Annotated in this window: 20 protein-coding genes and 1 riboswitch; of the genes, 9 read left to right on the top strand and 11 right to left on the bottom strand. The window is 65.7% G+C overall.

Going from position 1 to position 21,466, the window contains the following annotated elements; all coding sequences use genetic code 11:
• Window positions 1-27 precede the first annotated feature (27 nt).
• The gene (gene ppa, locus MJ606_RS17405) at window positions 28-567 is read left to right on the top strand and encodes an inorganic diphosphatase (protein ID WP_243050821.1); all 540 of its coding nucleotides are present in this window, start codon (window positions 28-30) and stop codon (window positions 565-567) included.
• A gap of 62 nt (window positions 568-629) precedes the next feature.
• On the opposite strand, the gene MJ606_RS17400 is transcribed toward ppa, so the two are convergent.
• The 3 genes from MJ606_RS17400 to MJ606_RS17390 form a co-directional block, all read right to left on the bottom strand.
• On the bottom strand, window positions 630-815 hold the full coding sequence (locus MJ606_RS17400) for a hypothetical protein (protein WP_243050820.1): 186 nt from the start codon (window positions 813-815) through the stop codon (window positions 630-632).
• Between the two features lie 142 nt (window positions 816-957).
• Window positions 958-2,835, bottom strand: coding sequence for a phosphomethylpyrimidine synthase ThiC (gene thiC / locus MJ606_RS17395; RefSeq protein WP_243050819.1), 1,878 nt, complete (start codon window positions 2,833-2,835; stop codon window positions 958-960).
• 60 nt (window positions 2,836-2,895) lie between these two features.
• A riboswitch (TPP riboswitch) is annotated at window positions 2,896-2,990 on the bottom strand.
• Window positions 2,991-3,068: 78 nt separating this feature from the next.
• Complete coding sequence (locus tag MJ606_RS17390) at window positions 3,069-3,719, bottom strand: TetR/AcrR family transcriptional regulator (RefSeq protein WP_243050818.1); 651 nt, start codon at window positions 3,717-3,719, stop codon at window positions 3,069-3,071.
• A 98-nt stretch (window positions 3,720-3,817) separates the two neighbouring features.
• Between MJ606_RS17390 and MJ606_RS17385 the strand changes: the two genes are divergently transcribed.
• The 3 genes from MJ606_RS17385 to MJ606_RS17375 all read left to right on the top strand — a co-directional run bounded on the left by MJ606_RS17385 (window position 3,818) and on the right by MJ606_RS17375 (window position 6,336).
• Window positions 3,818-4,153 carry a hypothetical protein gene (locus tag MJ606_RS17385; RefSeq protein WP_243050817.1) on the top strand — a complete coding sequence of 112 codons (336 nt, stop codon included), beginning with the start codon at window positions 3,818-3,820 and terminating at the stop codon, window positions 4,151-4,153.
• 164 nt (window positions 4,154-4,317) lie between these two features.
• Window positions 4,318-4,977 carry a protein-L-isoaspartate O-methyltransferase gene (locus MJ606_RS17380; protein ID WP_243050816.1) on the top strand — a complete coding sequence of 220 codons (660 nt, stop codon included), beginning with the start codon at window positions 4,318-4,320 and terminating at the stop codon, window positions 4,975-4,977.
• A 27-nt stretch (window positions 4,978-5,004) separates the two neighbouring features.
• Entirely contained in the window at window positions 5,005-6,336 is a 1,332-nt protein-coding gene (locus MJ606_RS17375) for a TolC family outer membrane protein (protein WP_243050815.1), read from the top strand.
• A gap of 84 nt (window positions 6,337-6,420) precedes the next feature.
• Here MJ606_RS17375 and waaA read toward each other — a convergent pair whose 3' ends face one another.
• Complete coding sequence (waaA, locus tag MJ606_RS17370) at window positions 6,421-7,686, bottom strand: lipid IV(A) 3-deoxy-D-manno-octulosonic acid transferase (RefSeq protein WP_243050814.1); 1,266 nt, start codon at window positions 7,684-7,686, stop codon at window positions 6,421-6,423.
• Between the two features lie 136 nt (window positions 7,687-7,822).
• On the opposite strand from waaA, the gene lpxL reads away from it, so the two are divergent.
• On the top strand, window positions 7,823-8,740 hold the full coding sequence (gene lpxL / locus MJ606_RS17365) for an LpxL/LpxP family Kdo(2)-lipid IV(A) lauroyl/palmitoleoyl acyltransferase (RefSeq protein WP_243050813.1): 918 nt from the start codon (window positions 7,823-7,825) through the stop codon (window positions 8,738-8,740).
• Between the two features lie 68 nt (window positions 8,741-8,808).
• Window positions 8,809-9,723 (top strand): DUF535 family protein, encoded by a 915-nt coding sequence (locus MJ606_RS17360; RefSeq protein ID WP_243050812.1) that lies wholly within the window; start codon window positions 8,809-8,811, stop codon window positions 9,721-9,723.
• Between the two features lies 1 nt (window position 9,724).
• Here the strand turns inward: MJ606_RS17360 and MJ606_RS17355 are convergent, their stop codons facing one another.
• From MJ606_RS17355 to MJ606_RS17330, 6 genes are all read right to left on the bottom strand, one after another.
• Window positions 9,725-10,492 carry a glycosyltransferase family 2 protein gene (locus MJ606_RS17355; RefSeq protein WP_243050811.1) on the bottom strand — a complete coding sequence of 256 codons (768 nt, stop codon included), beginning with the start codon at window positions 10,490-10,492 and terminating at the stop codon, window positions 9,725-9,727.
• Window positions 10,489-11,760 (bottom strand): O-antigen ligase family protein, encoded by a 1,272-nt coding sequence (locus MJ606_RS17350; RefSeq protein WP_243050810.1) that lies wholly within the window; start codon window positions 11,758-11,760, stop codon window positions 10,489-10,491. The genes MJ606_RS17355 and MJ606_RS17350 overlap by 4 nt, the downstream gene beginning before the upstream one ends.
• 73 nt (window positions 11,761-11,833) lie before the next feature.
• The gene (locus MJ606_RS17345; RefSeq protein WP_243050809.1) at window positions 11,834-12,961 is read right to left on the bottom strand and encodes a glycosyltransferase; all 1,128 of its coding nucleotides are present in this window, start codon (window positions 12,959-12,961) and stop codon (window positions 11,834-11,836) included.
• Window positions 12,962-13,058: 97 nt separating this feature from the next.
• Window positions 13,059-13,265: a zinc-finger domain-containing protein gene (locus MJ606_RS17340; RefSeq protein WP_243050808.1), complete on the bottom strand. Its 207-nt coding sequence runs from the start codon at window positions 13,263-13,265 to the stop codon at window positions 13,059-13,061.
• 285 nt (window positions 13,266-13,550) lie between these two features.
• Window positions 13,551-14,144, bottom strand: coding sequence for a YceI family protein (locus tag MJ606_RS17335; RefSeq protein ID WP_243050807.1), 594 nt, complete (start codon window positions 14,142-14,144; stop codon window positions 13,551-13,553).
• Between the two features lie 54 nt (window positions 14,145-14,198).
• The gene (locus MJ606_RS17330; protein WP_243050806.1) at window positions 14,199-14,792 is read right to left on the bottom strand and encodes a malonic semialdehyde reductase; all 594 of its coding nucleotides are present in this window, start codon (window positions 14,790-14,792) and stop codon (window positions 14,199-14,201) included.
• A 135-nt stretch (window positions 14,793-14,927) separates the two neighbouring features.
• On the opposite strand from MJ606_RS17330, the gene MJ606_RS17325 reads away from it, so the two are divergent.
• Window positions 14,928-15,902, top strand: coding sequence for a mitochondrial fission ELM1 family protein (locus tag MJ606_RS17325; protein ID WP_243050841.1), 975 nt, complete (start codon window positions 14,928-14,930; stop codon window positions 15,900-15,902).
• 52 nt (window positions 15,903-15,954) lie between these two features.
• Here MJ606_RS17325 and glnE read toward each other — a convergent pair whose 3' ends face one another.
• The gene (glnE, locus tag MJ606_RS17320; protein WP_243050805.1) at window positions 15,955-18,807 is read right to left on the bottom strand and encodes a bifunctional [glutamate--ammonia ligase]-adenylyl-L-tyrosine phosphorylase/[glutamate--ammonia-ligase] adenylyltransferase; all 2,853 of its coding nucleotides are present in this window, start codon (window positions 18,805-18,807) and stop codon (window positions 15,955-15,957) included.
• A 225-nt stretch (window positions 18,808-19,032) separates the two neighbouring features.
• Here glnE and MJ606_RS17315 point away from each other — a divergent pair, with 225 nt between their 5' ends.
• Entirely contained in the window at window positions 19,033-20,931 is a 1,899-nt protein-coding gene (locus MJ606_RS17315; RefSeq protein ID WP_243050804.1) for an LTA synthase family protein, read from the top strand.
• Between the two features lie 228 nt (window positions 20,932-21,159).
• A complete protein-coding gene (locus MJ606_RS17310; protein WP_243050803.1) occupies window positions 21,160-21,417 on the top strand; it encodes a hypothetical protein in 258 nt (85 codons plus the stop codon).
• The last annotated feature ends 49 nt before the right edge of the window (window positions 21,418-21,466 follow it).

The following is a 21,466-nucleotide window of genomic DNA, read 5'->3' as shown; positions in this document are numbered from 1 at the left end:
CTAGCTCAACGCCTCAAGGACACGCCCATGGGTCTGCACCTCGTCTCCGCCGGCCGCAAGGTTCCGGACGAAATCAACGTCATCATCGAAATCCCCAAGGATGCCGAGCCCGTCAAGTACGAGGTGGAGAAGGAAAGCGGCGCGATCTTCGTCGACCGCATCCTGTCCACCCCGATGCGCTATCCGTGCAACTACGGCTATGTGCCGGGCACGCTGGGCGGCGACGGCGATCCGCTGGACGCGCTGGTGATCCTGCCGCTGCCGCTGGTGCCGGGCGCAGTGATCCGCTGCCATCCGGTGGGCATGCTGAAGATGACCGACGAGGCCGGCAGCGACGAGAAGCTGGTCGTGGTTCCGGTGGAGAAGATCTTCGCCGGCTACGCCCATATCAAGGACATCCAGGCGGTTTCCGGCCATTGGCTGGAGCGCATCGGCCACTTCTTCGAGCACTACAAGGACCTGGAGAAGGGCAAGTGGGTCAAGGTCGAAGGCTGGGTCGGCGCTGAAGAGGCGAAGGCTGAGATTCTGGCCGGCATCGAGCGCTATACCTCCGACAAGAAGGCCTGATCGCGCTCTGATTGCAGTCAAAGCGCGTCGCCCCTGGCGACGCGCTTTTTTTGTGCCCGCGTTTACTCAGACGACGCGTGGCTTGCCGATAGAGCCGGACTCTCTGCGCTGGCCATGGGCTGGGCCGTGCCGAATGCGGTGACCCACCACATCAGCACGCATACGGCCAATACGACAATGGACAGTGCGATAAGCACGGTCCGCAGGATCACATGGCCCTGGCGGGCGGCATGGTTCGACATCGGCATGATGCCTCTCCTGATGGCGATACGTTTACCTGCTAACGCCGCAAGTCGCCTGCGCGCTGACAAGATGGCCGCCAGTGCGAATCACGTGAAATACAGGTGAACGCGAAACGCCCGCGTCCACCCTATGCGCAACCACCGGCGCTTACGCCTTGTGATAAACCTCGGCGCCCTGCTCGCGGAACTCGGCGGCCTTCTCCGCCATGCCCTCTTCCAAGGCCTCGATCTCGCCGGTGCCGTGCTCGGCGGCATAGTCGCGCACGTCCTGGGTGATCTTCATGGAGCAGAACTTCGGACCGCACATGGAGCAGAAGTGTGCACTCTTGTGTGCATCCTTCGGCAACGTCTCGTCGTGGAATTCCTTGGCCTTTTCCGGGTCCAGGCCCAGGTTGAACTGGTCGTCCCAGCGGAATTCGAAGCGCGCCTTGCTCAGCGCGTTGTCACGCACCTGCGCACCCGGATGGCCCTTGGCCAGATCGGCCGCGTGCGCGGCGATCTTGTACGCGATGATGCCGTCGCGCACGTCCTGCTTGTTGGGCAGGCCCAGGTGTTCCTTCGGCGTCACATAGCAGAGCATGGCGGTGCCGAACCAGCCGATCATCGCCGCGCCGATGGCGGAGGTGATGTGGTCGTAGCCCGGCGCGATGTCGGTGGTCAGTGGGCCCAGCGTGTAGAACGGCGCCTCGTGGCACTTCTCCAGCTGGCGCTCCATGTTCTCCTTGATCAGGTGCATGGGCACGTGGCCTGGGCCTTCGATCATCACCTGCACGTCGTGCTTCCACGCGATCTGGGTCAGCTCGCCCAGCGTATCCAGCTCACCGAACTGCGCGGCGTCGTTGGCATCGGCAATCGAACCCGGGCGCAGGCCATCGCCAAGGCTGAAGGACACGTCGTACGCCTTCATGATCTCGCAGATGTCTTCGAAATGCGTGTAGAGGAAGTTTTCCTTGTGATGCGCCAGGCACCACTTGGCCATGATCGAGCCGCCGCGCGAGACGATGCCGGTGACGCGCTTGGCGGTGAGCGGCACGAAGCGCAGCAGCACGCCCGCATGGATGGTGAAGTAGTCCACGCCCTGCTCGGCCTGCTCGATCAGCGTGTCGCGGAAGATCTCCCAGGTGAGGTCCTCGGCCACGCCGCCCACCTTCTCCAATGCTTGGTAGATCGGCACCGTGCCGATCGGCACCGGCGAGTTGCGGATGATCCACTCGCGCGTCTCGTGGATGTGCTTGCCGGTGGACAGGTCCATCACCGTGTCGCCGCCCCAGCGGATCGACCACACCAGCTTCTCCACTTCCTCGGCGATACCCGAGGACACCGCGGAGTTGCCGATGTTCGCGTTGATCTTGGTGAGGAAGTTGCGGCCGATGATCATCGGCTCCGCTTCCGGGTGGTTGATGTTGGCCGGGATGATGGCGCGGCCACGCGCCACTTCCTCGCGCACGAATTCCGGGGTGATCAACTTTGGCAGCGCGGCGCCGAACGATTGGCCCGGATGCTGGTTGAGCAGCGCGCTGTCACGCAGCGACTCGATGCGCTGGTTCTCGCGGATGGCGATGTATTCCATTTCCGGCGTCACGATGCCCTGGCGCGCGTAGTGCATCTGGGTGACGTTGGCGCCGGCCTTGGCCCGACGCGGGGCGCGGGTAGCAGTGAAGCGGAACGCATCGAGCTTGGCGTCGGCGGCACGCTGGCGGCCGAAGGCGGAGCTCAGGCCCGCAAGTTGTTCGGTGTCGCCGCGCTCGGCGATCCAGGCGGCCCGCAACGGCGGCAGGCCGGCGGCCAGGTCCACCCGGTAGTCCGGGTCGGTATACGGGCCGGAGGTGTCGTACACAGTGATCGGCGGGTTCTCCTCGCCGCCGAACAGGGTCGGCGTCTGCGCCTGGCAGATCTCGCGCAACGGCACTTGCAGATCCGGGCGACTGCCCTGCACGTGAATCTTGCGCGAACCCGGGATCGGGCGCGTCACGGCTTCGGAGAGTTCCTGCGCGGCGCGCGCGAGATCGGTGGGGAGGGCATTCATCAGCATTCGTCCTTCGAGAGGCAGGGGAACGAAGCGACGGCGCCGGACGCACAACCCTTACAGCGGTGCGGCGAAGCTCCCTACAGCGGTACTAGCCGCATCAGGTTCGAAGGGACTCTCTCAGCCGACTGCCGCCGGCACCCCCGCTTGCAGGGGGTATTTGACCACGAACCGATGGGGGCCGCGAGTGCGGCCCACCGGAACCGGCCTTTTGCAGGCGGAAACGTGGATTTTCAGCGGGGTGAATACGCCCGCAGGAACATGTCGACGCCATCGCGAGCGGTCTGCTCCAGCTCGGCGGCGTAGGACTGCGCGCACTCCTCGCAACCGAACATGCGGCGCATCAGCATTTCGCCCTTGATGAGCGAAATGAACTGCCCGGCAGCGCGCGCCACGTTGGGAATGTCCAGCTGACCAGCGTCAACCGCCTGTTGCAGCAGCCGTTTCATCAGGCCGTGCGTGCGATCCGGGCCTTCTTCCCATAGCAGCTTGCCGTAGCGCGGGTTGCCCTGACGGCAATCGCTGAGGATGGCGCGGAAGGTGCCCACGTTCTGCACGTCGCAGTCCAGCCGCACATGGTGCAGGGCAATGCGCTCCAGCGTGTCGCGGATGGTCTCTTCCGGATCGGACTGGTAGGTGTCTTCCGGCATCAGATCCTGGATCTGCGCACGGATGACCTCACGAAACAGATTGTCCTTGTCGCCAAAATGACTGTAGACGGTGAGCTTGGAAACGCCGGCCTCCGCCGCGACGGCATCCATGCTGGTGCCCGCGAATGCATTGCGGACAAACAATGCCTTGGCAGCTTCGAGGATCGCCGCGCGCTTCTCCATATCCTTGGGACGGCCAGGTCCCTGAGGCTTGGTCAGCGGGATCGTACTCATGGCAGCACCTTCACGAATGGCTTCACAAATGGATAACACCAGTTTAGTATACGCGACAGTTTAGTTATTTTCCATGGCCACGATACACGGCTTACCCCATGTCCACCACTATCGCAGAACTCAACCTCAGTCCGGCATACCGTCTTGCGCAGCGTGCGCTGGCGGCCTGGCTCGAGCGCAGCCATGTAGGCGCTCGCCAGGCGGCCTTTGCCGCGCGCGCCGCCCTGGCTGGCCTGGATGCGACCGAGCGCAGCCGCCTGGCGCGCTGGCTGGCCTGGCTTTCGGTGGCCGCCCGCAGCCAGGGCGGCGGCGCTCCCGAGGGGCGCATCCAGCGTCTTGACGCATCCTTGCATCAGGCCATGCAAGATGCGCTCACGCGCTTGCCCGGTAACCTGCCTGGCGTGGTCACACAGTTTCGTCGTCGCAGTGCATAGTGTCCGCGGACACCGCGCTACGCATGACTTCCGTCAACCAAGCGCGATGACTTCCGGCACTTCGTGTCGCCTGGGCTAGGCCGCAGGCTTTGCACATTGTCGGAACTTGGCTAAGCGCTTATGCTTTTTAGCCTTTTTTTCGATCCGAACAGGACGTAAGCAAGATGGCGATGAACTTCGAACAGGCGCGACAGAACATGGTCGAAAACCAGGTGCGCCCCTGGGAAGTGCTGGATGCACGCGTACTTGACGTGCTGGGCACCGTGCGCCGCGAGGACTTCGTGGCCGCCGAGCATCGTCAGCTGGCCTTCGCCGACCTCTGCCTGCCGCTGGGTCATGGCGAGGTGATGATGAAGCCGGTGGTCGAGGGTCGTGTGCTGCAGGCACTGGAATTGGCCCCCACCGATCAGGTGCTGGAAATCGGCACCGGCTCGGGCTTCCTCACCGCGTGCCTGGCCAAGTTGTCGGCCGGCGTCACCAGCGTGGACATTCATGCCGATTTCATCGCCGCGGCGGGCGATCGCCTGGCTCAGGCCGGCATCGCCAACGTGAAGCTCGAAGTGGGCGAGGCGGTGGCCTCGTGGCAGCCGACCGGCCTGTTCGACGCGTTGGTGGTGACCGGTGCGGTGTATCAGATTCCGCAGCGTTTCCTCGCTTGGCTCAAGCCCGGCGGACGCCTGCTGGTGGTGCGTGGCGAATCGCCGGTGCAGCAGGTGCTGTTGCTCACCCATGAGGGCAATGGCCGCTATCGCGAGGAAGCCTTGTTCGAAACCGACCTGCCGTATCTGAAGCACGCCGAACCGCCGCGCCGCTTTGTTTTTTGATCTCCATTCCCAATCATGAGGCAACCCATGCGCTTGAAGCTTCTGACCCTTGCCCTGGCCCTGTCGGCGTTTCCGCTGGCCGGCCACAGCGAGGACTTGCTGGATGCATACCGAGAAGCACGCGCCAACGATCCGGTGCTGTCCCAGGCCGAGGCCACGCGCCTCGCCACCGGTGAAGGCGTAACCCAGGCGCGTGCCGTGATGCTGCCCCAGCTCAATGGCAGCTTTGGCCTGACTCAGCAGCAATCCGGTGGCAGCAGCTACAACGACAACTCGCTGGTGAACACCGGCCATTCGCGTACGCGCTCGCTCTCGGCCACCCTGACCCAAACGGTGGTGGACCTGAGCCAGTGGGCCAACCTGTCGGCTGCCCGTTCGCAGGCAGAGTCGCAGGACGCCACGTACGAGGCGGCGGTGCAGGATCTGTACGTGCGTGTGACCACGGCCTACTTCGGCGTGCTCACCAGCCAGGACGCGCTGGTCTTCGCCAAGGCCAACGAGGATGCCTACAAGGAGGCCTACGACCAGGCGGATCAGCGCTTCAAGGTCGGTCTCTCGGCGATCACCGACGTCTACCAGGCCAAGTCGTACTACGAACTGGCCAAAGCCCAGACGATCGCCGCCCAGAACACCCTCAACGATGCCCGCGAGGCGCTGACGCAGATCACCGGCAAGCCTGTCGGCGAACTGAAAAAGCTGCGTGAGGATCTTCCGCTCACGCCGCCCAACCCGGCCGATCCGGACCAGTGGGTGCAGGCGGCGCTGAAGTCAAACGCCACCATCCAGGCCGGCCAGTACACGGTGGAGTCGGCCGAGCACAACATCAACGCGGCCCGCGCCGGCCATCTGCCGACGCTGAACGCATCGGTGTCACGTGGCAAGGACAGTACCTGGCTGCAGCATGGCAACTACAACGTGCCGGGCAATGGCGACTATGGCACCACGGTGGGTCTGTCGGTGAACATCCCGATCTTCTCGGGCGGCGCAACGCAGTCGCGTGTACGTCAGTCGATCTACCAGCGGGACGAGGCCCAGGATTCGCTGGAGTCCACGCGCCGCCAGGTGGTTCGCGACACGCTCAACTACTACCGCTCGGTGCTCGCCGGCATCAGCCAGGTACAGGCGAACAAGGCATCGGTGGATTCGGGCCAGAAGGCGTTGGAAGCCACTCGTGCCGGCTTCGACGTGGGCACGCAGACCATGCTCAACGTGCTCAACGCGATTCAGACCCTGACCCAGGCCGAAAGCAGCTACTCGCAGTCGCGCCATGCGCTGGTGCTCGATGAGTTGCAGCTGAAGGAGTCGGCCGGCTCGATCGATCTGAAGGACGTGGAGATGGTCAACGCCATGCTGCAGTAACGCAGCAAGGCGCATCCATCCATGCATGAGACAAGGCCGGGCACGTCCCGGCCTTGTCGTATCTGCACGGGAGTAACTGGACGTCTATTCCTGCAGCAGGTTGTCGATCATGCCCATTACGCGCTTCACCGCGCCGCGCTCGCTGTCGAACACGATGCGCGCCACCATGCCCATGTGTTCCCGGCGAGGGCGGTCGCGCAGCAGCTGCAGCACCATGCTGCCAAGCTCCTCGGCACCGTTGACCCTCGCCGCACCACCCTCCTGGATGAGCGTGAGCGTGATTTCCTCGAAATTGAACGTATGCGGCCCCACCAGCACGGGCGTGGACAATGCCGCGGGCTCCAGCACGTTGTGGCCACCGATCGGTACCAGGCTGCCGCCGACAAAGGCCAGGTCAGACGCCGCATAGAACGGCATCAGCTCGCCCATGGCGTCGATCACGAATACCTGGTGCGACGCACCCGGCACGCGATCGGCGCTACGCGTCCCCACGCTGAAGCCGAGGCTGCGCGCCGAGTTTTCCACTAGCTTGAAGCGCTCGGGATGGCGCGGCGCAATCAGCAGCAACGCGTCGGGCCAGCGCGTGAGCACTTCCAGATGCGCTTCGAGCACGGGCAGTTCCTCGCCCTCGTGCGTGCTGGCGGCGATCCATGCCGGCCGCAATGGCCCCCACTGTTGCCGTAGCTCTTCGCCATTGAGCTCCGCGTCGTAGGGCACCGGCATGTCGAACTTGAGATTGCCGGTCACCATGATCCTCCCGGGATCGGCACCCAGCAGCCGATAGCGGGCCGCATCGGTGCGCGACTGCGCTGCGATTTGCCGCACGCAACCCAGCGCGCTGGCTACCAGGCCGCTCAACAGCTTGTAGCCGCGCAAGGAGCGCTCCGACAGGCGTGCGTTGACGATCATCAAGGGGATGCCGCGCTTGCGACAGGCGAAATAGAGGTTCGGCCAGATCTCGGTTTCCACGATGACCGCCAGCAGCGGACGCACACGCCGCAGAAAACGCGTCACCGCGAACGGCAGGTCATAAGGCAGATACACGTGATACACGCTGTCGCCGAACAACTGCCGCACGCGTTCCGAACCGGTAGGCGTCACCGTGGTGACCACCAGCGGGGCATTCGGGTAGTACTCGCGCAACGCCTTGATCAGCGGCTCGGCAGCATTCACTTCACCCACCGAAACCGCATGCACCCACAGGCTGCCCTTGACGCCGGGCGCATCGAAGAACCCGAAGCGTTCGCGCCAACGCCGGTGGTAATCGCGGTAGCGCACGCCACGCGCCAGCAGGCGCAGCACGATGATCGGCGTCGCCAGATACAGGGCGAGGGTGTAGAGATAGCGCAACGGTGGGCCTTGACGTGTGGGGCGCCAGTATATCGGTTCGATGGCGCGGCCCGTCTGTCGGGGGTATGGCGATGCGCATGGCCGCTTGTTTTGGTTCGGGCTGCCCCGATCCCCTACAATGCGACCGATGCCAGGCATGCCCCGCCCCCCGTTTTCCCGCACCCTGCTCGCACCGCTGCAATGGCCAGCCTGGCTCGGCGCCGGTGTGATCTGGTTGATCGCCCACCTGCCCCGCCCATGGCTGATGGGCCTTGGACGCCTGCTCGGCGTACTGGTCCAACGGGTGCCGTCGCCGCGACGGAAAATTGCCGAAGCCAATATCGCGCTGTGCTTTCCCGAGCTGTCCAAAACCGAACAGGCCGAGTTGGTGAATGCGCACCTGCGCGACATCGGCCTGATGATGGTGGAGTTTGCGCTGGGCTGGATGGGCAGTGAGCGCGCGATCGCCCGCGTGCCGGTGACCATCGAGGGACTGGAACACCTGGAGGCGGCACGCGCGCAAGGCAAGGGCGTGCTGCTGGTCGGCGGGCATTTTTCCCATCTGGAACTGTGCGCGCGGCTGGTCTCCCAGCGCATCCGCATCTCGGGCATGTACCGCCGGATGGATTCGGCCGTGTTCGAGTGGGTGGTGCTGCGCGCGCGGCTGGATTATGCCGAGGCGATGTTCGACAAGGACGACATCCGCGGCACGGTCAAGCACCTGCGCGGCGGCGGCACGCTGTGGTACGCGCCCGACCAGGACATGCGCAGCAAGGACAGCGTGTTCGTGCCGTTCTTCGGCGTGCCGGCGGCCACCATCACGGCCACCCATCACCTGGCGCGCCTGTCCGGCGCCCTGGTGATTCCGTTCTATCATCGTCGCCTGCCCGGCAATGCGGGCTATGCGCTGCGATTGGGCGCGCCGCTGGAACATTTCCCGAGCGCCGACCCGCTGGATGACACCGCCCGCGTCAATGTCTGCATCGAGAACATGGTCAGGGCTGCACCGGAGCAATACCTGTGGGTGCACAAGCGCTTCAAGACGCGTCCTGAAGGCAGCCCGTCCGTCTATTGAATGTGACAGGTGGACGACAGTTTGCCCGGGTAAAACGACTCTGCGTTTTCCCGACATAAAAATTCCCCATGTCCCTCCGGCTGTTTTTGCGCTCTCTGCGCCAACGCCGCGACTGGCGAGGCTCGTTCCCCAAGCGCCTTGCCGCCGGCCTGAAATACATCGCCCGCAGCGCCCGCATGGCGCGGCGACAGTCGGCATGGCTGGGCGAGCTGTATGGCTCGCCACGTCTGGTGGCCATCCTGGCGCATGACCCGCGCGTGCATGAGCGCTGGCACCATCACTACATCAATCGCCGGCTGGGTCGTGCCCAACGACTGGCCATCATCCGCAGCCACTACCGCTTCGCCTTCGAGCACCTGCCGGCCGCGATGATCGATGCGGTGTATCTGCAGGGGCGTTGCGAACTCGGTGCACTGACGCTCAAGGACGGCAGCCAGTTGCTGTTGGAGCTGCGCCGGCCGCTGGGCCGCAGCCGCGAGGGTGAGTTGGCGTTGTGCCTGGCCAATACGCAGGGACAGCTGTTGTCCTCGGCGATCTTCAGCATCGCCGATGATGGCCAGGCGCTGCTGATCGGCTGCCTGCAGGGTGCCGCGGCTGAACTCGGTCGCGAGGCCGTACGTGAGTTGACCAAGCAGTGCTATGGCCTGCGCCCGAAGAATCTGCTGTTCTCGCTGCTGCTCGCATTCGGCTCGTTCACGGGGGCGCAGCGGATCCGTGGCGTCAGCAATCTCTCGCATCCGTTCGCTGGCGAAGCCGACAAGATCAAGGCCGACTACGACAGCTTCTGGGAAGAGTGCCAGGGCGTACTGCAGCCCGACGGCTTCTTCGCCCTGCCGACCGCCGAGCCCGAGCGCGATGAGGCCCAGGTAGAGAGCAAGCACCGTTCGGCCTTCCGTCGGCGCGAGGCGCTGCGGCGCGAAGCCTGTGCCCGTCTGCTTGCCGCCCTGCAGGACAAGCCGCTGGCCTGGCCGCAGGCGGCGTAAGTCAGCGCTTCTCGCGTCGCGCCTGCTCGTACGCCTCGTGTAGCTTGGCGTACTTCAGGAAGGCGTAGAACGCGCCGGTGACGCTGGCGATAAAGCCAGCCCAGCCGTTGAGGAAATAACGCTTGCCGACGTACTGGCGCAGGAAGAACACCGGCGGATAGAACACCATGCGCAAGCCGGTGAAGCGCTGCCGCTTGCGCAGTTTGTGCGCCACCATGCCGGTGGTGTAACGGTTGATCTTTTCCACCCGGGTGGCGATGTCGCCGTCGCCGTCGTTGACGAAATCCGCGCGCCATAGCGTCTTCACGCGGCCACGCACCTCCACCGCCGAGTGCACCTCTACGTCGTTCATGCCGCCCCGCCGCCTGTCGAACAGGCGCAGGTGGCCGTTGCGCCAACTCCAGCGGTGTTGCACGGTCCAGAACATGCGCTCGCGGCGTGGCAGGCGGAAGCCCGCGTGATGCGGCTTTACCAGGGCCCGCTCGATCACTTCGCGGGTGCCGGGCGAGAGGATCTCGTCCGCATCCAAATTGAGGATCCAGTCGTGGCTGGCCATGTCGTAGGCGCGCTGCTTCTGCGGACCATAGTCGTCGAATGGATGGACGGCCACGCGTGCGCCATGGCGCCGGGCGATGGCCACGGTGTCGTCGGTGGAGCCCGAATCGAGCACCACGATCTCATCGGCCCATGCCACCTGGCTCAGGCAGGCGTCCAGCGTGTCGGCATTGTTGAAGGTGATCACCACCACCGACAGCGGCTCGCGCGTCATGCCCTGCCTCCGTCCTCGGCCGGGACCACATACAACGCCGCGCACCACAGCCCCAGCAGCCAGGCAAACAGCAGGCCCCACCAGGCCGAATAGAAGGCCAGATGGGTATTGAGCGGAAACAGCATCACGGCCAGCGCCAGCGTTACCGGAAAGGCCCGCGCACGCGCGGCGGCGCCTACGCGACGCCATGCCGCCCACGCCAGCACGATGCCGGTGAGCCAGCACAACAGGCCCAGCGTGCCCGTCTCGGTGAGCACCTCGAGCACCCATTGATGCGCATGGCAAGCACCCTCGCCCACACCACAGGCTTCACCGGATACCACGAAGTGATCGTTGGCCGGCGCAAACGCCGGATACGCGTTACGGAAGGCGCGCACGCCGACGCCATTGACCGGATGCGCCTCGAACATGGCCATGCTGGTCCGCCAGATATCCAGGCGCCCGCTCAGCGCGACGTCGAGGGACGGGTTGGAGCCCTGCGTAGCCTGCAACGTGCGCTCCACCCGCAGCTGGAAGCGCTCCGAGGTTTTCCACGCCACGCCGCCGGCGACCAGCAGCAACACCACTCCCATGCCGGCAAACGCAAGAAAGCGCAGCGGCGACCGCGCGATGTGCCAGGCGAAACCCCATGCCACCAGGGCATAACACAGCCACGAAGCGCGCGAGCCGGACAACAGCACCGGCCCCAGCAGCAGCACGAAGGCCAGCAACAGGCCCTTGGGACCCCACCGACGCTGCGCGGCCCACAATACGAACGGCGACAACACCGACAGCGTAGGCCCGAGCTTGAGATTGCTGGCGCCAAAGATGCCCGAGATACGCTCCGCCTCGGCGCCCCCGGCCAGGCTCCAGCCCGTCAACGCCTGCATCCAGGCATCCACCGCCCACAATGCCACGACCACCGCCACGGCCACATACAGCGCCCGGAGCTTTTCTTCGCGGCGGATCGCAAAACAGGCATACAGCCCCAGCGGCACGTAGCGGAGCAGCGCCGCCACCGTGGACCAGCTCTTGGCCGGCGCCACTGAATCCACCGCGGACAACAAGGCCGCCACCACATAGGCACCCAGCAGCCACAGCAGCAGCCGCGCGCCCGCATGTTCGCCCAGCGCCGACGGGTGACGCGCGAACAGCAGCACCACGCCGATCAGGCAGAGCACGGTGCCGAGTTCCGAACTGCGCCCGAACGGCAGCAGCGCGATCACCAGCCAGAACGGCAGCAGGGGCGACCGCAATGCGGCCTTCAGGGAAGCGGCGAATGGACTCATGCGGACATCGTGTGATCGTGGCTCACGCATTGTAGGTGAGCCCACTGTCCCGCCGGGCAACGGCAACGACGGCTCAGGCGGCCGTCAGTTCGTCGTACAGGGCCAGGGTGGCCTGTTGCATGTCGCTGAGGCGGTAGCTCTGCAGCATCGGGATGGGCGGTGCCACGCGCAGCAGCTCGGCGGCGCGCTCGACCAGGCGCTCGCGATCGGCCGGCGGCACGCGGCCCGCCGGATACAGCTCGGCCAGCAATTCGCCGACGCCGCCATGGGCATAGCCCAGCACCGGACGGCATAGCGACAAGGCCTCGATCACCGTACGGCCAAAGGATTCGGGTTTGTTCGACAGCTGCAGCACCAGCGACGAGATGGCATAGATGTCGCGCACATCGTTGCGGGGCGGCGCAAGCACCACCTGCGACTCCAGCCCACGGGCACGGATCAGCCCGCGCAACTCTTCCACGTACGCCTCGCGCCCAGGCTCGATGACCCCCAGCAGCAGCAGCCGTACGTCGATACCACGCCGCTTGAGCTCGGAGACCAATTCGACCGCGTCATGATGGCCCTTCAGCCGCGTGCCGCGACCTGGCAAGGTCAGCAGCGGGCCACCGGACAGCGCCGGAAACTCGGCGAAGAAGGCCTTGCGCCAGGCATCGTCAGGGCGATGTCCATATGGAAAGGCGTCCGGATCGATGCCACGGGGAATCACCCGCACGCGCGCCGGCTCCAGCCACGGGTAGTGACTGAGCATGAAATCACGCAGCGTCTGCGACACCGCGATGACCCGCTCGCCACGAAGCAGGATCGCGCTGTAGCGACCAGGGGAATTGAGACCGTGCACCGTGGTCACGAAATGAGGGGCCGGCTTGAGCCCCTTGATGGCCCACCAGCCCAGCCAGGCCGGCAGGCGCGAGCGGGCGTGCACGATATCGGGCTTGAGTTCACGCAGCACCCGCCGAAGCTCGCCCAGCTTCATCAGCGTACGCAGCGACTTGCTGCCCACGTCCAGGGCGATATGACGGCTGCCCTCGGCCTCCAGCTGCCCCACCATGCGGCCACCCGCCGAGATCACGATGGACTGGTGGCCCGCCTGTACCAGCGCCCGCCCGATTTCCAGCACGGAGCGCTCCGCCCCGCCCGAATGGAGCCCGGGGATCAACTGAACGACGGTCAGTGATCTGGCTGGGGTGGCGACAGCTGACATGATTTGTTCAAAAGGTGCCTTCATCCCTAGAGGCAAGCAGCAATCGTGCCTAAACCCGCCAGTGCGAGCGTTTTAGTGGCCGCCGGGGGGAGCGGCGTCAGTCGCGCAGCACGTAATGCGCGCCGCAATAAGGACATGTGGACTCACCACCGTCCTCGACGATCGGCAGATAGACCTTCGGATGGGAGTTCCAGAGCACCATGCCGGGCATCGGACAGGACAACGGAAGGTCAGCGCGCGTCACTTCGTAACGATTTTCGGCATTCGCCGGGATCAGCGTGGCAGCCGCAGGGGAACGCGACATGGGGAAACTCCATCAGGACACCGAACCGCGAATGTTAGCAGGCTGGCCCGCCAGCGGAACGGCAGGGCGCGTGTTCACCATGGGGCATAGCCCTTGCGCCCCCTATCCAACCGGGGGCGGCACCCCCGTATCGTGCCGGGCCGGCCCCCGATATCCCGTCGACCTTGGCAAGGCGTTCAGCGCCTCGAGGCGGCCCTGGACACGCCAGCCACCGATTTCCCCAATGGCACCCAGCAAAAAGCCCGCGTCGCGTTGACGCGGGCTTCTTTTCCGCCGCGGCCAGGCTTACTTGGCGGCACCGGCCTTCGGCACCGAGGCTTCGGTGGTGATGCGGATCTGGATCTCGTCGCTGACGTTCGGCACATAAGCGCCCACGCCAAAGTCCGAGCGCTTCAGGGTGGCGGTGGCGTCGAAGCCCACCGTCTGCGCCTTCGTCATCGGATGCTCGCCGCTCTTGTTGAGGGTGGCATCGAGCACCACCGGCTTGGTCACGCCGTGCACGGTGAGGTTACCGGTGACCTTGAACTTGTTGCCGCCGGCTGCCTGCACGTTGGTGCTCTTGAAGGTGATGGCGGGGTACTTGTCGGCATCGAAGAAGTCCGGCTTCTTCAGGTGCTCGTCCAGCGCCGGCACGTGGGTGTCGAGGTCGGCCAGCGGCAAGGTCACCTCCACCGAGGACTTGGCCGGATCCTTGTCGTCGAACACGATGGTGCCCTCGCCCAGGCCGAGGTTGGCGGTGGGGTTGGAGAAGCCGAAGTGGTTCCAGCTGAACAGGACGTTGGTGTGGCCCGGGTCTATCTTGTAGGTGACCGGAGCGGCCTGGGCGGTGACGGCGGCGCCGATCAGGCCGGCGAGAACGAGGTAACGGAATGCGCGCATGGATGGATCTCCAGGAGGGGTTGGGGACAGCACTATCGTCTGAGCCGCGGCGACTCAGACGATCCGGCATGCCTCGTCGAACGAAAGGCGGGGGCTGCGCGGAAACAGGTCACGGCTGGCATCGCCATAGCCGATGTTGACCAGGAAATTGGCCTTCAGGGTGGTACCGGCGAAGAACGCCGCGTCCACGCCGGCGACATCGAAACCGGACATCGGACCGCAGTCCAAGCCCAACGCGCGGGCGGCAAGGATCAGATACGCGCCCTGCAACGAACCGTTGCGGAAGGCGGTGGTCTCGATCAGCGGCTGGTTGCCGACGAACCAGCTGCGCGCATCGGCATGCGGGAACAGCTGCGGCAGCTTTTCGTAGAACGCATAGTCGCTGGCCACGATGGCGGTGACCGGAGCGGCCAGGCTCTTGGCGCGGTTGCCCTCGGAAAGAAACGGCGACAACTTTTCCTTGGCTTCCTTCGACTTCACGAACACCAGGCGCATCGGCGAGGAATTGGCGCTGGTCGGGCCGAACTTGGCCAGCTCGTAAAGCTGGTGCAGCTGGGCGTCACTCACCTCTTTCGGCAGCCACGCGTTGAACGTGCGGGCCGTGCGGAACAACTGGTCGAGGGCAGCCTCGGAAAGCATCTCGCTCATGGGTATCCTGTTGGCGTGACGCGCCATCGTTGGCGCAACAGCCACCAGTGTAAGCGCGGGCGCGGGCAAACAGGACCCAGGCGAATGGAACGAACTGTACCGTTTCGAGAAACAATGCCACCGGCCGCCACCCGCATGACCAAGCTGCATGGCGACTGCTGGGTCATCACCGACGACGCCGCCGGCAACCAGCGGCAGGCGCTGGCCCTGGCCGAGATGCTGGGGCTGCCCATCCATCATCTGCAGCTGGAGCCGCGATCGCCCTGGTCCTGGCTGGCGCCGCGGCTCACCGCCGGCGCGCAGCTGGCCCTGTCCGGTGCCCAGCGACAGCAGTTCGCGCCGCCCTGGCCCGCCGTGGCGATCGGCTGCGGACGCAGCTCCGCCCTGTACACCCGCCTGCTGCGCCCGCTGAGCGGCCGCACCTGCTACACGGTGCAGATTCTCGACCCACGCATCGATCCGGCGCACTGGGACACCGTGATCGCGCCCCGGCACGACCAGTTGCAAGGCGCCAACGTGCTGACGCCGCTGGGCTCGCTCAACCCGGTGGACGATGCCTGGCTGCAGGACGGCCGCGAAGCCGATCCGGCGTTTGCCGAACTGCCGCGCCCGCGTGTGGGCGTGTTGCTGGGTGGCCCGCGCAAGGGCATCACTTTCGATCAGGCCTATATCGACGCCCTGACCGGCCAACTGCTGGCACGCCAGCGCCGGGAGGGCGGCAGCCTGCTCGTGCTGGCCTCGCGACGCACCCCGCCGGTGTTGGTCGAACGCGTGCGCGAGCAGTTGGCCGGCGTACCTGGCCTGGTGTGGTCGGGACATGACGATGGCAGCAATCCTTATCCGGGCGTGCTCGGCTGGGCCGACCGCCTGGTAGTCACGCCCGACTCGGTCAACATGCTCTCCGAAGCCTGTGCGGTGGGCTGCCCGGTGCATACGTTCGTGATGGGGACATTGCCGGACAAGATTGAACGTTTCCATCGGGAGCTGCGGGGGGCTGGCCGCCTGCACGCGCTGGATGCGCTTGCGGAAGCACCCAGGCAACCATTGCGCGAGACGGCGGCAATCGCGGCTATGTTGCGTGAGCGGATCGAGGCGCGGCAGAAACGCTGAGGGTTTACGCTTTCTGCTGAACGACACAAGCCAAAAATTCACCCCCCCCAAATCAAAACAGAAAACCCAACTCCACCGTCACCTCCTGCACATCCCCGCAAAGCCGCTCCAGCTCCGCATCACGCGGCGCAATGCGCGAACGCAGATCCAACGTGCAAGCCAAGGCGCGGTGAAGCAACCCCGCATGGGCCTCGGCAAAGATGCCCGCCTGCCGGCCATCCAACAGGCCGGCATTGCGACAGGCTTCGATCAGGCCCGCGTTGGCGGTGATGTTGAGCAGGGCCGGATGGGCCGACGCGTGCGCCAGCACCAGGCCTTGCAGCGCAAATTCGATGTCGAGCAAGCCGCCGAGGCCCTGCTTGAGGTCCAGCTGGCTGGCGTTAGAACGATCGCGCTCGACGCGCCAGCGCTGACGCATGCTGCTCACTTCCTGCAGCACGGCGGCGCGATCGCGCGGCACCGCCAGCACCTCGCGCCGCACCGCGGCAAGTTCGGCATGCAGCGCCGCATCGCCGGCCACGGGGCGCGCCCGCAGCAGGGCCTGATGTTCCCATGTCCATGCACGGCTCTTCTGGTAGGCGGCGAACGATTCCAGGCTGCTCACCAGCAAACCCTTGGAGCCATCCGGACGCAGCCGCGTATCCACCTCGTACAGTCGCCCCGCGCGGGTCAGCACGGTAAGCCAGTTCATCACCCGCTGCGCCAATCGCTGATACCAGCGCGAGCCTTCCAGCGGACGCGCGCCCTCGCTCATCAGATGAGCGCGCTTGCTGTCGTAGACGAACACCAGATCCAGGTCGGAGGCGAAGCCCAACTCCTCGCCACCCAGGCTGCCATAGCCGAGCACGGCGAAACCGGTGCCCTCGCCCGGCAAGCGGCCATGCTGCGCAGCCAGCTCGCGCTCGGCCAGCGCGGTGACCGCCAGCACGATCGATTCGGCCAGCACCGCCAATCGCCGCGCGGTAGCCACCGCATCGGCGCGTCCGTCGCTGAAGGCCAGGCCGAGGCGAAAGGCCACGCTGGCCTTGAATTCGTTGAGGCGCTCCAGCTCGGCCTCCGCTTCGCGCTCATCGAGCGTGCCGAGCACGCGCGTGATCTCCGCGCTGATATCCGCACGCTTGAGCGGCAACTGCTCGATGCGTGGATCGAGCACGTCATCCAACAGCAGCGGCTGGGCGATCACGCGCTCGGCGAGGAAGGCATTTTCAGCGAACAGTCGGGCCAGACGGAAACGCGCCGCCGGCTGTTCTTCCAGCAAGGCGAGATACGAGGAACGTCGCGCCACCGCCTGCACCAGACGACACAACCGCAGCAGGCAGGCCACCGGCGCCACGCTATCGCGCGCCACCGCGAGCAACTGCGGCATCAGGCGATCGAGCTGCTCGCGCGAACGCTGTGGCATGGCGCGCACGGAAGCAGCTTGCGAGAGCTTCAGCAAGGCGTCGGCCGCTTCGCCGCCGGGGACAAAAGCGGAAGCCTCCATGGCCTGCGCATCGAGCGTCTCGGCGCAGGCCTGCCGCCATAGCGCGACATCCGCCACCGGCGCCGAGGCGGTACGCCCGCCCTGCGGCATCAGCACTTCGGCGAATTCCTCGCTGACATGCGCACGGTGCCGGGCCAGTTCGGATTCGAGCTGTTCCCAGGATGCATGTCCCAGCCCCAGCGCGATGCGCTCGCGACTCAACGCGTCCTCGGGAATATCGTGCGTCTGCGCATCGCGCAGCATCTGCACGCGATTCTCGACACGACGCAGGAAGATATACGCTTCGCGCAGCTCCTTGCCGCGTGCCGCGCTGATATGCCCGCGCGCCTCGCAGGCAGTGAGCGCGGGCAACAGGCCGCGCACGCGCAGGCTCGGCTCGCGACCGCCACGGATCAGCTGCATCAGCTGCACCACGAATTCGATTTCGCGGATGCCACCGGGTCCCAGCTTGAGATTGTCGGCAAGATCCTTGCGCGCGACCTCGGCATCGATCAGCGCCTTCATCTCGCGCAGGCCGGCAAACGCGGTGTAATCGAGATACTTGCGATAAACGAACGGGCGCAGCAGTTCCTGCAATTGCTTGCCGCCGTGGCGGTCGCCCGCCACCGGGCGCGCCTTGATCCAGGCGTAGCGTTCCCAGTCGCGGCCCTCGCTCTGGTAGTACTGCTCCATCGCCGAGAACGGCAGCGCCAGCCGACCCGCGTTGCCGAACGGCCGCAGGCGCAGGTCTACCCGCGCGCAGATGCCATCGACGGTGGGCTCGTTGAGCAAGCGCACCAGCTGGCGCGCCAGCCGCACGAAGTATTCGCTGTTGTCGAGCGAGCGGCTGCCGTCACTCTGCCCGCTGTGCGGATAGGCCAATACCAGATCGATATCGGAAGAAAAATTCAGCTCGCTGCCGCCGAGCTTGCCGAAGCCCATCACCACCAGCCGCTGCAATACCCCTTCGTGGCTGCGGCCATGCCCGTAGCGCGCCGCCATGGCCCGCTCGGACCAGCCGAGCGCCGCGCCCAGCAACACCTCATAGAGCACACTGGTGGCCGACAGCGTCTCCGGCAATTCATCCAGCCCATTGACGTCGCGAAACACCAGACGCAGCGCCTCCGCATGGCGGAACCGGCGCAGTTCGGTGAGACAGACCGCTTCGTCCTCGGACAGCTTCAGCGCATCGACGCGTGCGCTGGCGTCGCTGCCCGAACGCAAGCGCTCCAGCCCCTGCGGCGCCAGCAGCTGCGGCTGGCGGAACCAGGTGTCGAAGGCGAAGTCGCTGGCCAGCAGCGTACGGCGGATGCGTTCAGCCACACCGGCATCGTCGTGCAGCGGCACGCCCATGAGGCGGCAGCGCGCGACCAGTTCGCTGTAACGATCGTCGATCAGCGCACGCAGCGCGGGGGATTCCGAAAGCCCGTTCATGACAGTCATCGGGCCATTGTGCCGCAGTGGCGCGATCGCTGCCGAGCAGGCGGGCGCCGCCCCGTTTGCCACATCACCCGTGGATGACTCAAAGCCCGACGGCCGATGCCCCCCGACACCCCATGTCAGCCTACGTGTGCTGTCGGCAAGCCGGCAGCGGATGCTCAACGAGCGGTTCAGTTCCGGGTCGTTACAGTCCCGTGTCCGAGCCATGACAACCATCTGCAGGATGCCATGACCAAGCCAGCGATGCCTCGCGTGCTGCGTGCGCGCCCCCTTGCTGTCCGTGCCGCGGTAATCGTCGTGCCGATGGTGGCCTTCGTGCTGTTGACCGGCCTGGTGGACGGCGGCATCGGTGTCGGCCCCGCGCAGGCTTTCAGCCAACCCCTGTTCCTGTGGGCCAATGCGCTGCCGGGTCTGTTGCTGGCAATGTTGCTGCTGATAGCGAGCCGGCGCGTATTGCTCTCGTTTGGGCTGGCCTTCCTGCTGCAGACGCTGGTGTATGCGATCAATGCGCTGAAGGTGAGCAACCTCAACACGCCGCTGATGCCCGCGGATTTCCGCATGCTGGGCCAGCTGCGCCGCGGCGGACTCACGCTGCTGGGCAGCTACCTGCCGGCGAGCCCATGGCCGTATCTGGCCCTGCTTGCCGCCGTCGCGGCCATCGTGATCGCGTGGCGCATCGAACCGCCGCTGTTTGCGCGCCGCACGCGCGGCAAGCGGCTGATTTCCGGGTTGGTGATAGCCGCCGTGCTGGGCACGTTGCTGGCGGGCATGCCCGGCTGGATGAAGCTCTACGGCGGCAGACGCCTGTGGCTGGAACCGTGGTCGGCGTCCGCCACGGCGGAACATTCCGGCCTGGTCAGCTCGCTGGTGATGTTCCATGTGAACCAGGGACACGCGCGCAAGAAGCCCGACCCGGCCTCTGCGCAGCAGTTGATCGAGCGCTCCGACACCGCGCTGCGCGAACACCTGCAGACGCCTGCCGGCGACCAGGCCGGCGCACCGGACATCGTGGTGATCCAGAGCGAGTCGTTCTTCGAACCGTCCATCATGAACGGCTATCAGGACAGCGACCTCACGCCCAACCTGCATCGGCTGGCCGCACAGGGCGACAGCGGACCCCTGCATGTGCCCACCTATGGCGGCGGCACCATCCGCACGGAATTCGAAGTACTGACCGGGCTTTCGCTGCGTTATTTCGATGACCTGCAGTTTCCCTATTTGCAGATGAATCACCGAGTGGTCCCCAGCCTGGTACGCACGTTGCGCTCGCATGGCTACGAAACGATCGCGCTGCACGGCAACGATCCGGGTTTCTGGAATCGCAACACGGCCTTCCGTGCGATCGGCTTCGATCGTTTCGTCTCGCGCTCGTCCTTCCCTGCCAATGCGGCGATGGACGGCCAATACATGGCCGATCGCGCGATGACCGACCAGATCATGGCGCAGCTGAAGGATGCGGGGCCGCCGCGGTTCCTGTTCGCCATCAGCATCGAGGCCCACGGCCCCTATGACGTGCCGCCGGCCGATACGGCGGCGCGCGACGCCATCCCGGTGCCCGCAGGCATCGTCGGCAAGAACAAGCTCGAACTGCAGAATTACCTGTACCACATGCAGCATGCCGACCAGGAACTGGGCCGGCTGGCGGAACTGCTCGCCCAGCGCGAACGCCCCACCCTGCTGCTGTTCTACGGCGATCATCTGCCCGCGCTTACCGACACCTACCACGCCACCGGCTTTGTCGACGGCAGGGACATGCTGAGCCAGGCCAGCACCTGGCTGCTGGTGGACCCGCGCAACCCGATGCCGGCCAAGCGCGAGGCGCTGGCCTCGTGGATGTTGCCGGGCAGGCTGCTGGAGCAGGCGGGTATCCGTGATGACGCCTACTTCGCGCTGACCCAGGTCGTCGCGCCGGAACTGGCCGCGCTCACGCGCGCCCCGGGTGCGCCGCCCGAGCGCGAAGATCGCGTAGAGAGAAACGCCGACGACGACATGGCCAACGTCGCCCTGCTGCGCATGAAGGGCAAGCTCGACGGGCTGCTGCCCAAAGCCGAGGTGCAAACCGCCGATGCCGATACCGGCCACGACCTCCATGCCGACGAACCCGAGTCCGCGGGCGCCCGCCAGTGACGTCGTCCCATGGACGTCCAAACGACATGAGGCGCACCGCGGCCTGCAAGGAAAAGCAAGCGGGTCGACCCGCGTTTTTGCATCGTCAGGCAACGCCGATTCAGCGATCTGTCTGCGCGCTTAAGGGAGCCGAATCGGTTCAGGTTCGGTAAGGCCAGCGAGGTCTAGCTTCGATCCCAGCCACGAAGCAACGCCTTCGCTGGCATTCCCACTCTGGAGGTTTACCTCATGCGTAAGACCCTGCTTGCCGCCCTTATCGTCACCGCTGCTTCCGTGCTGACCGTCCCGGCTTTCGCCCAGGACGCCGCCGCGACCAAGACCGCAGCCGGCGCGGCAGCGACGGACGCCGCCGCGAAGACGGGTGACACGGCCCAGCCTGCTGCACACAAGGCCACCAAGCAGCACAGCGGCCACAAGGCCAAGGCTGCCACCGATGATGCCAGCAAGACCAAGGCAGACGCCGGCACGCCGCCCAGCGGCAAGTAAGCCGAATCGTTGCGGGAATGAAAAAGCCCCGGGAGGCAACTCCCGGGGC

It is taken from the genome of Dyella sp. RRB7 (genome assembly GCF_022761115.1).
Lineage (GTDB): Bacteria > Pseudomonadota > Gammaproteobacteria > Xanthomonadales > Rhodanobacteraceae > Dyella.
The sequence above is the reverse complement of the archived record's forward strand: the minus strand, read 5'-3'. Positions and strand labels throughout refer to the sequence as shown.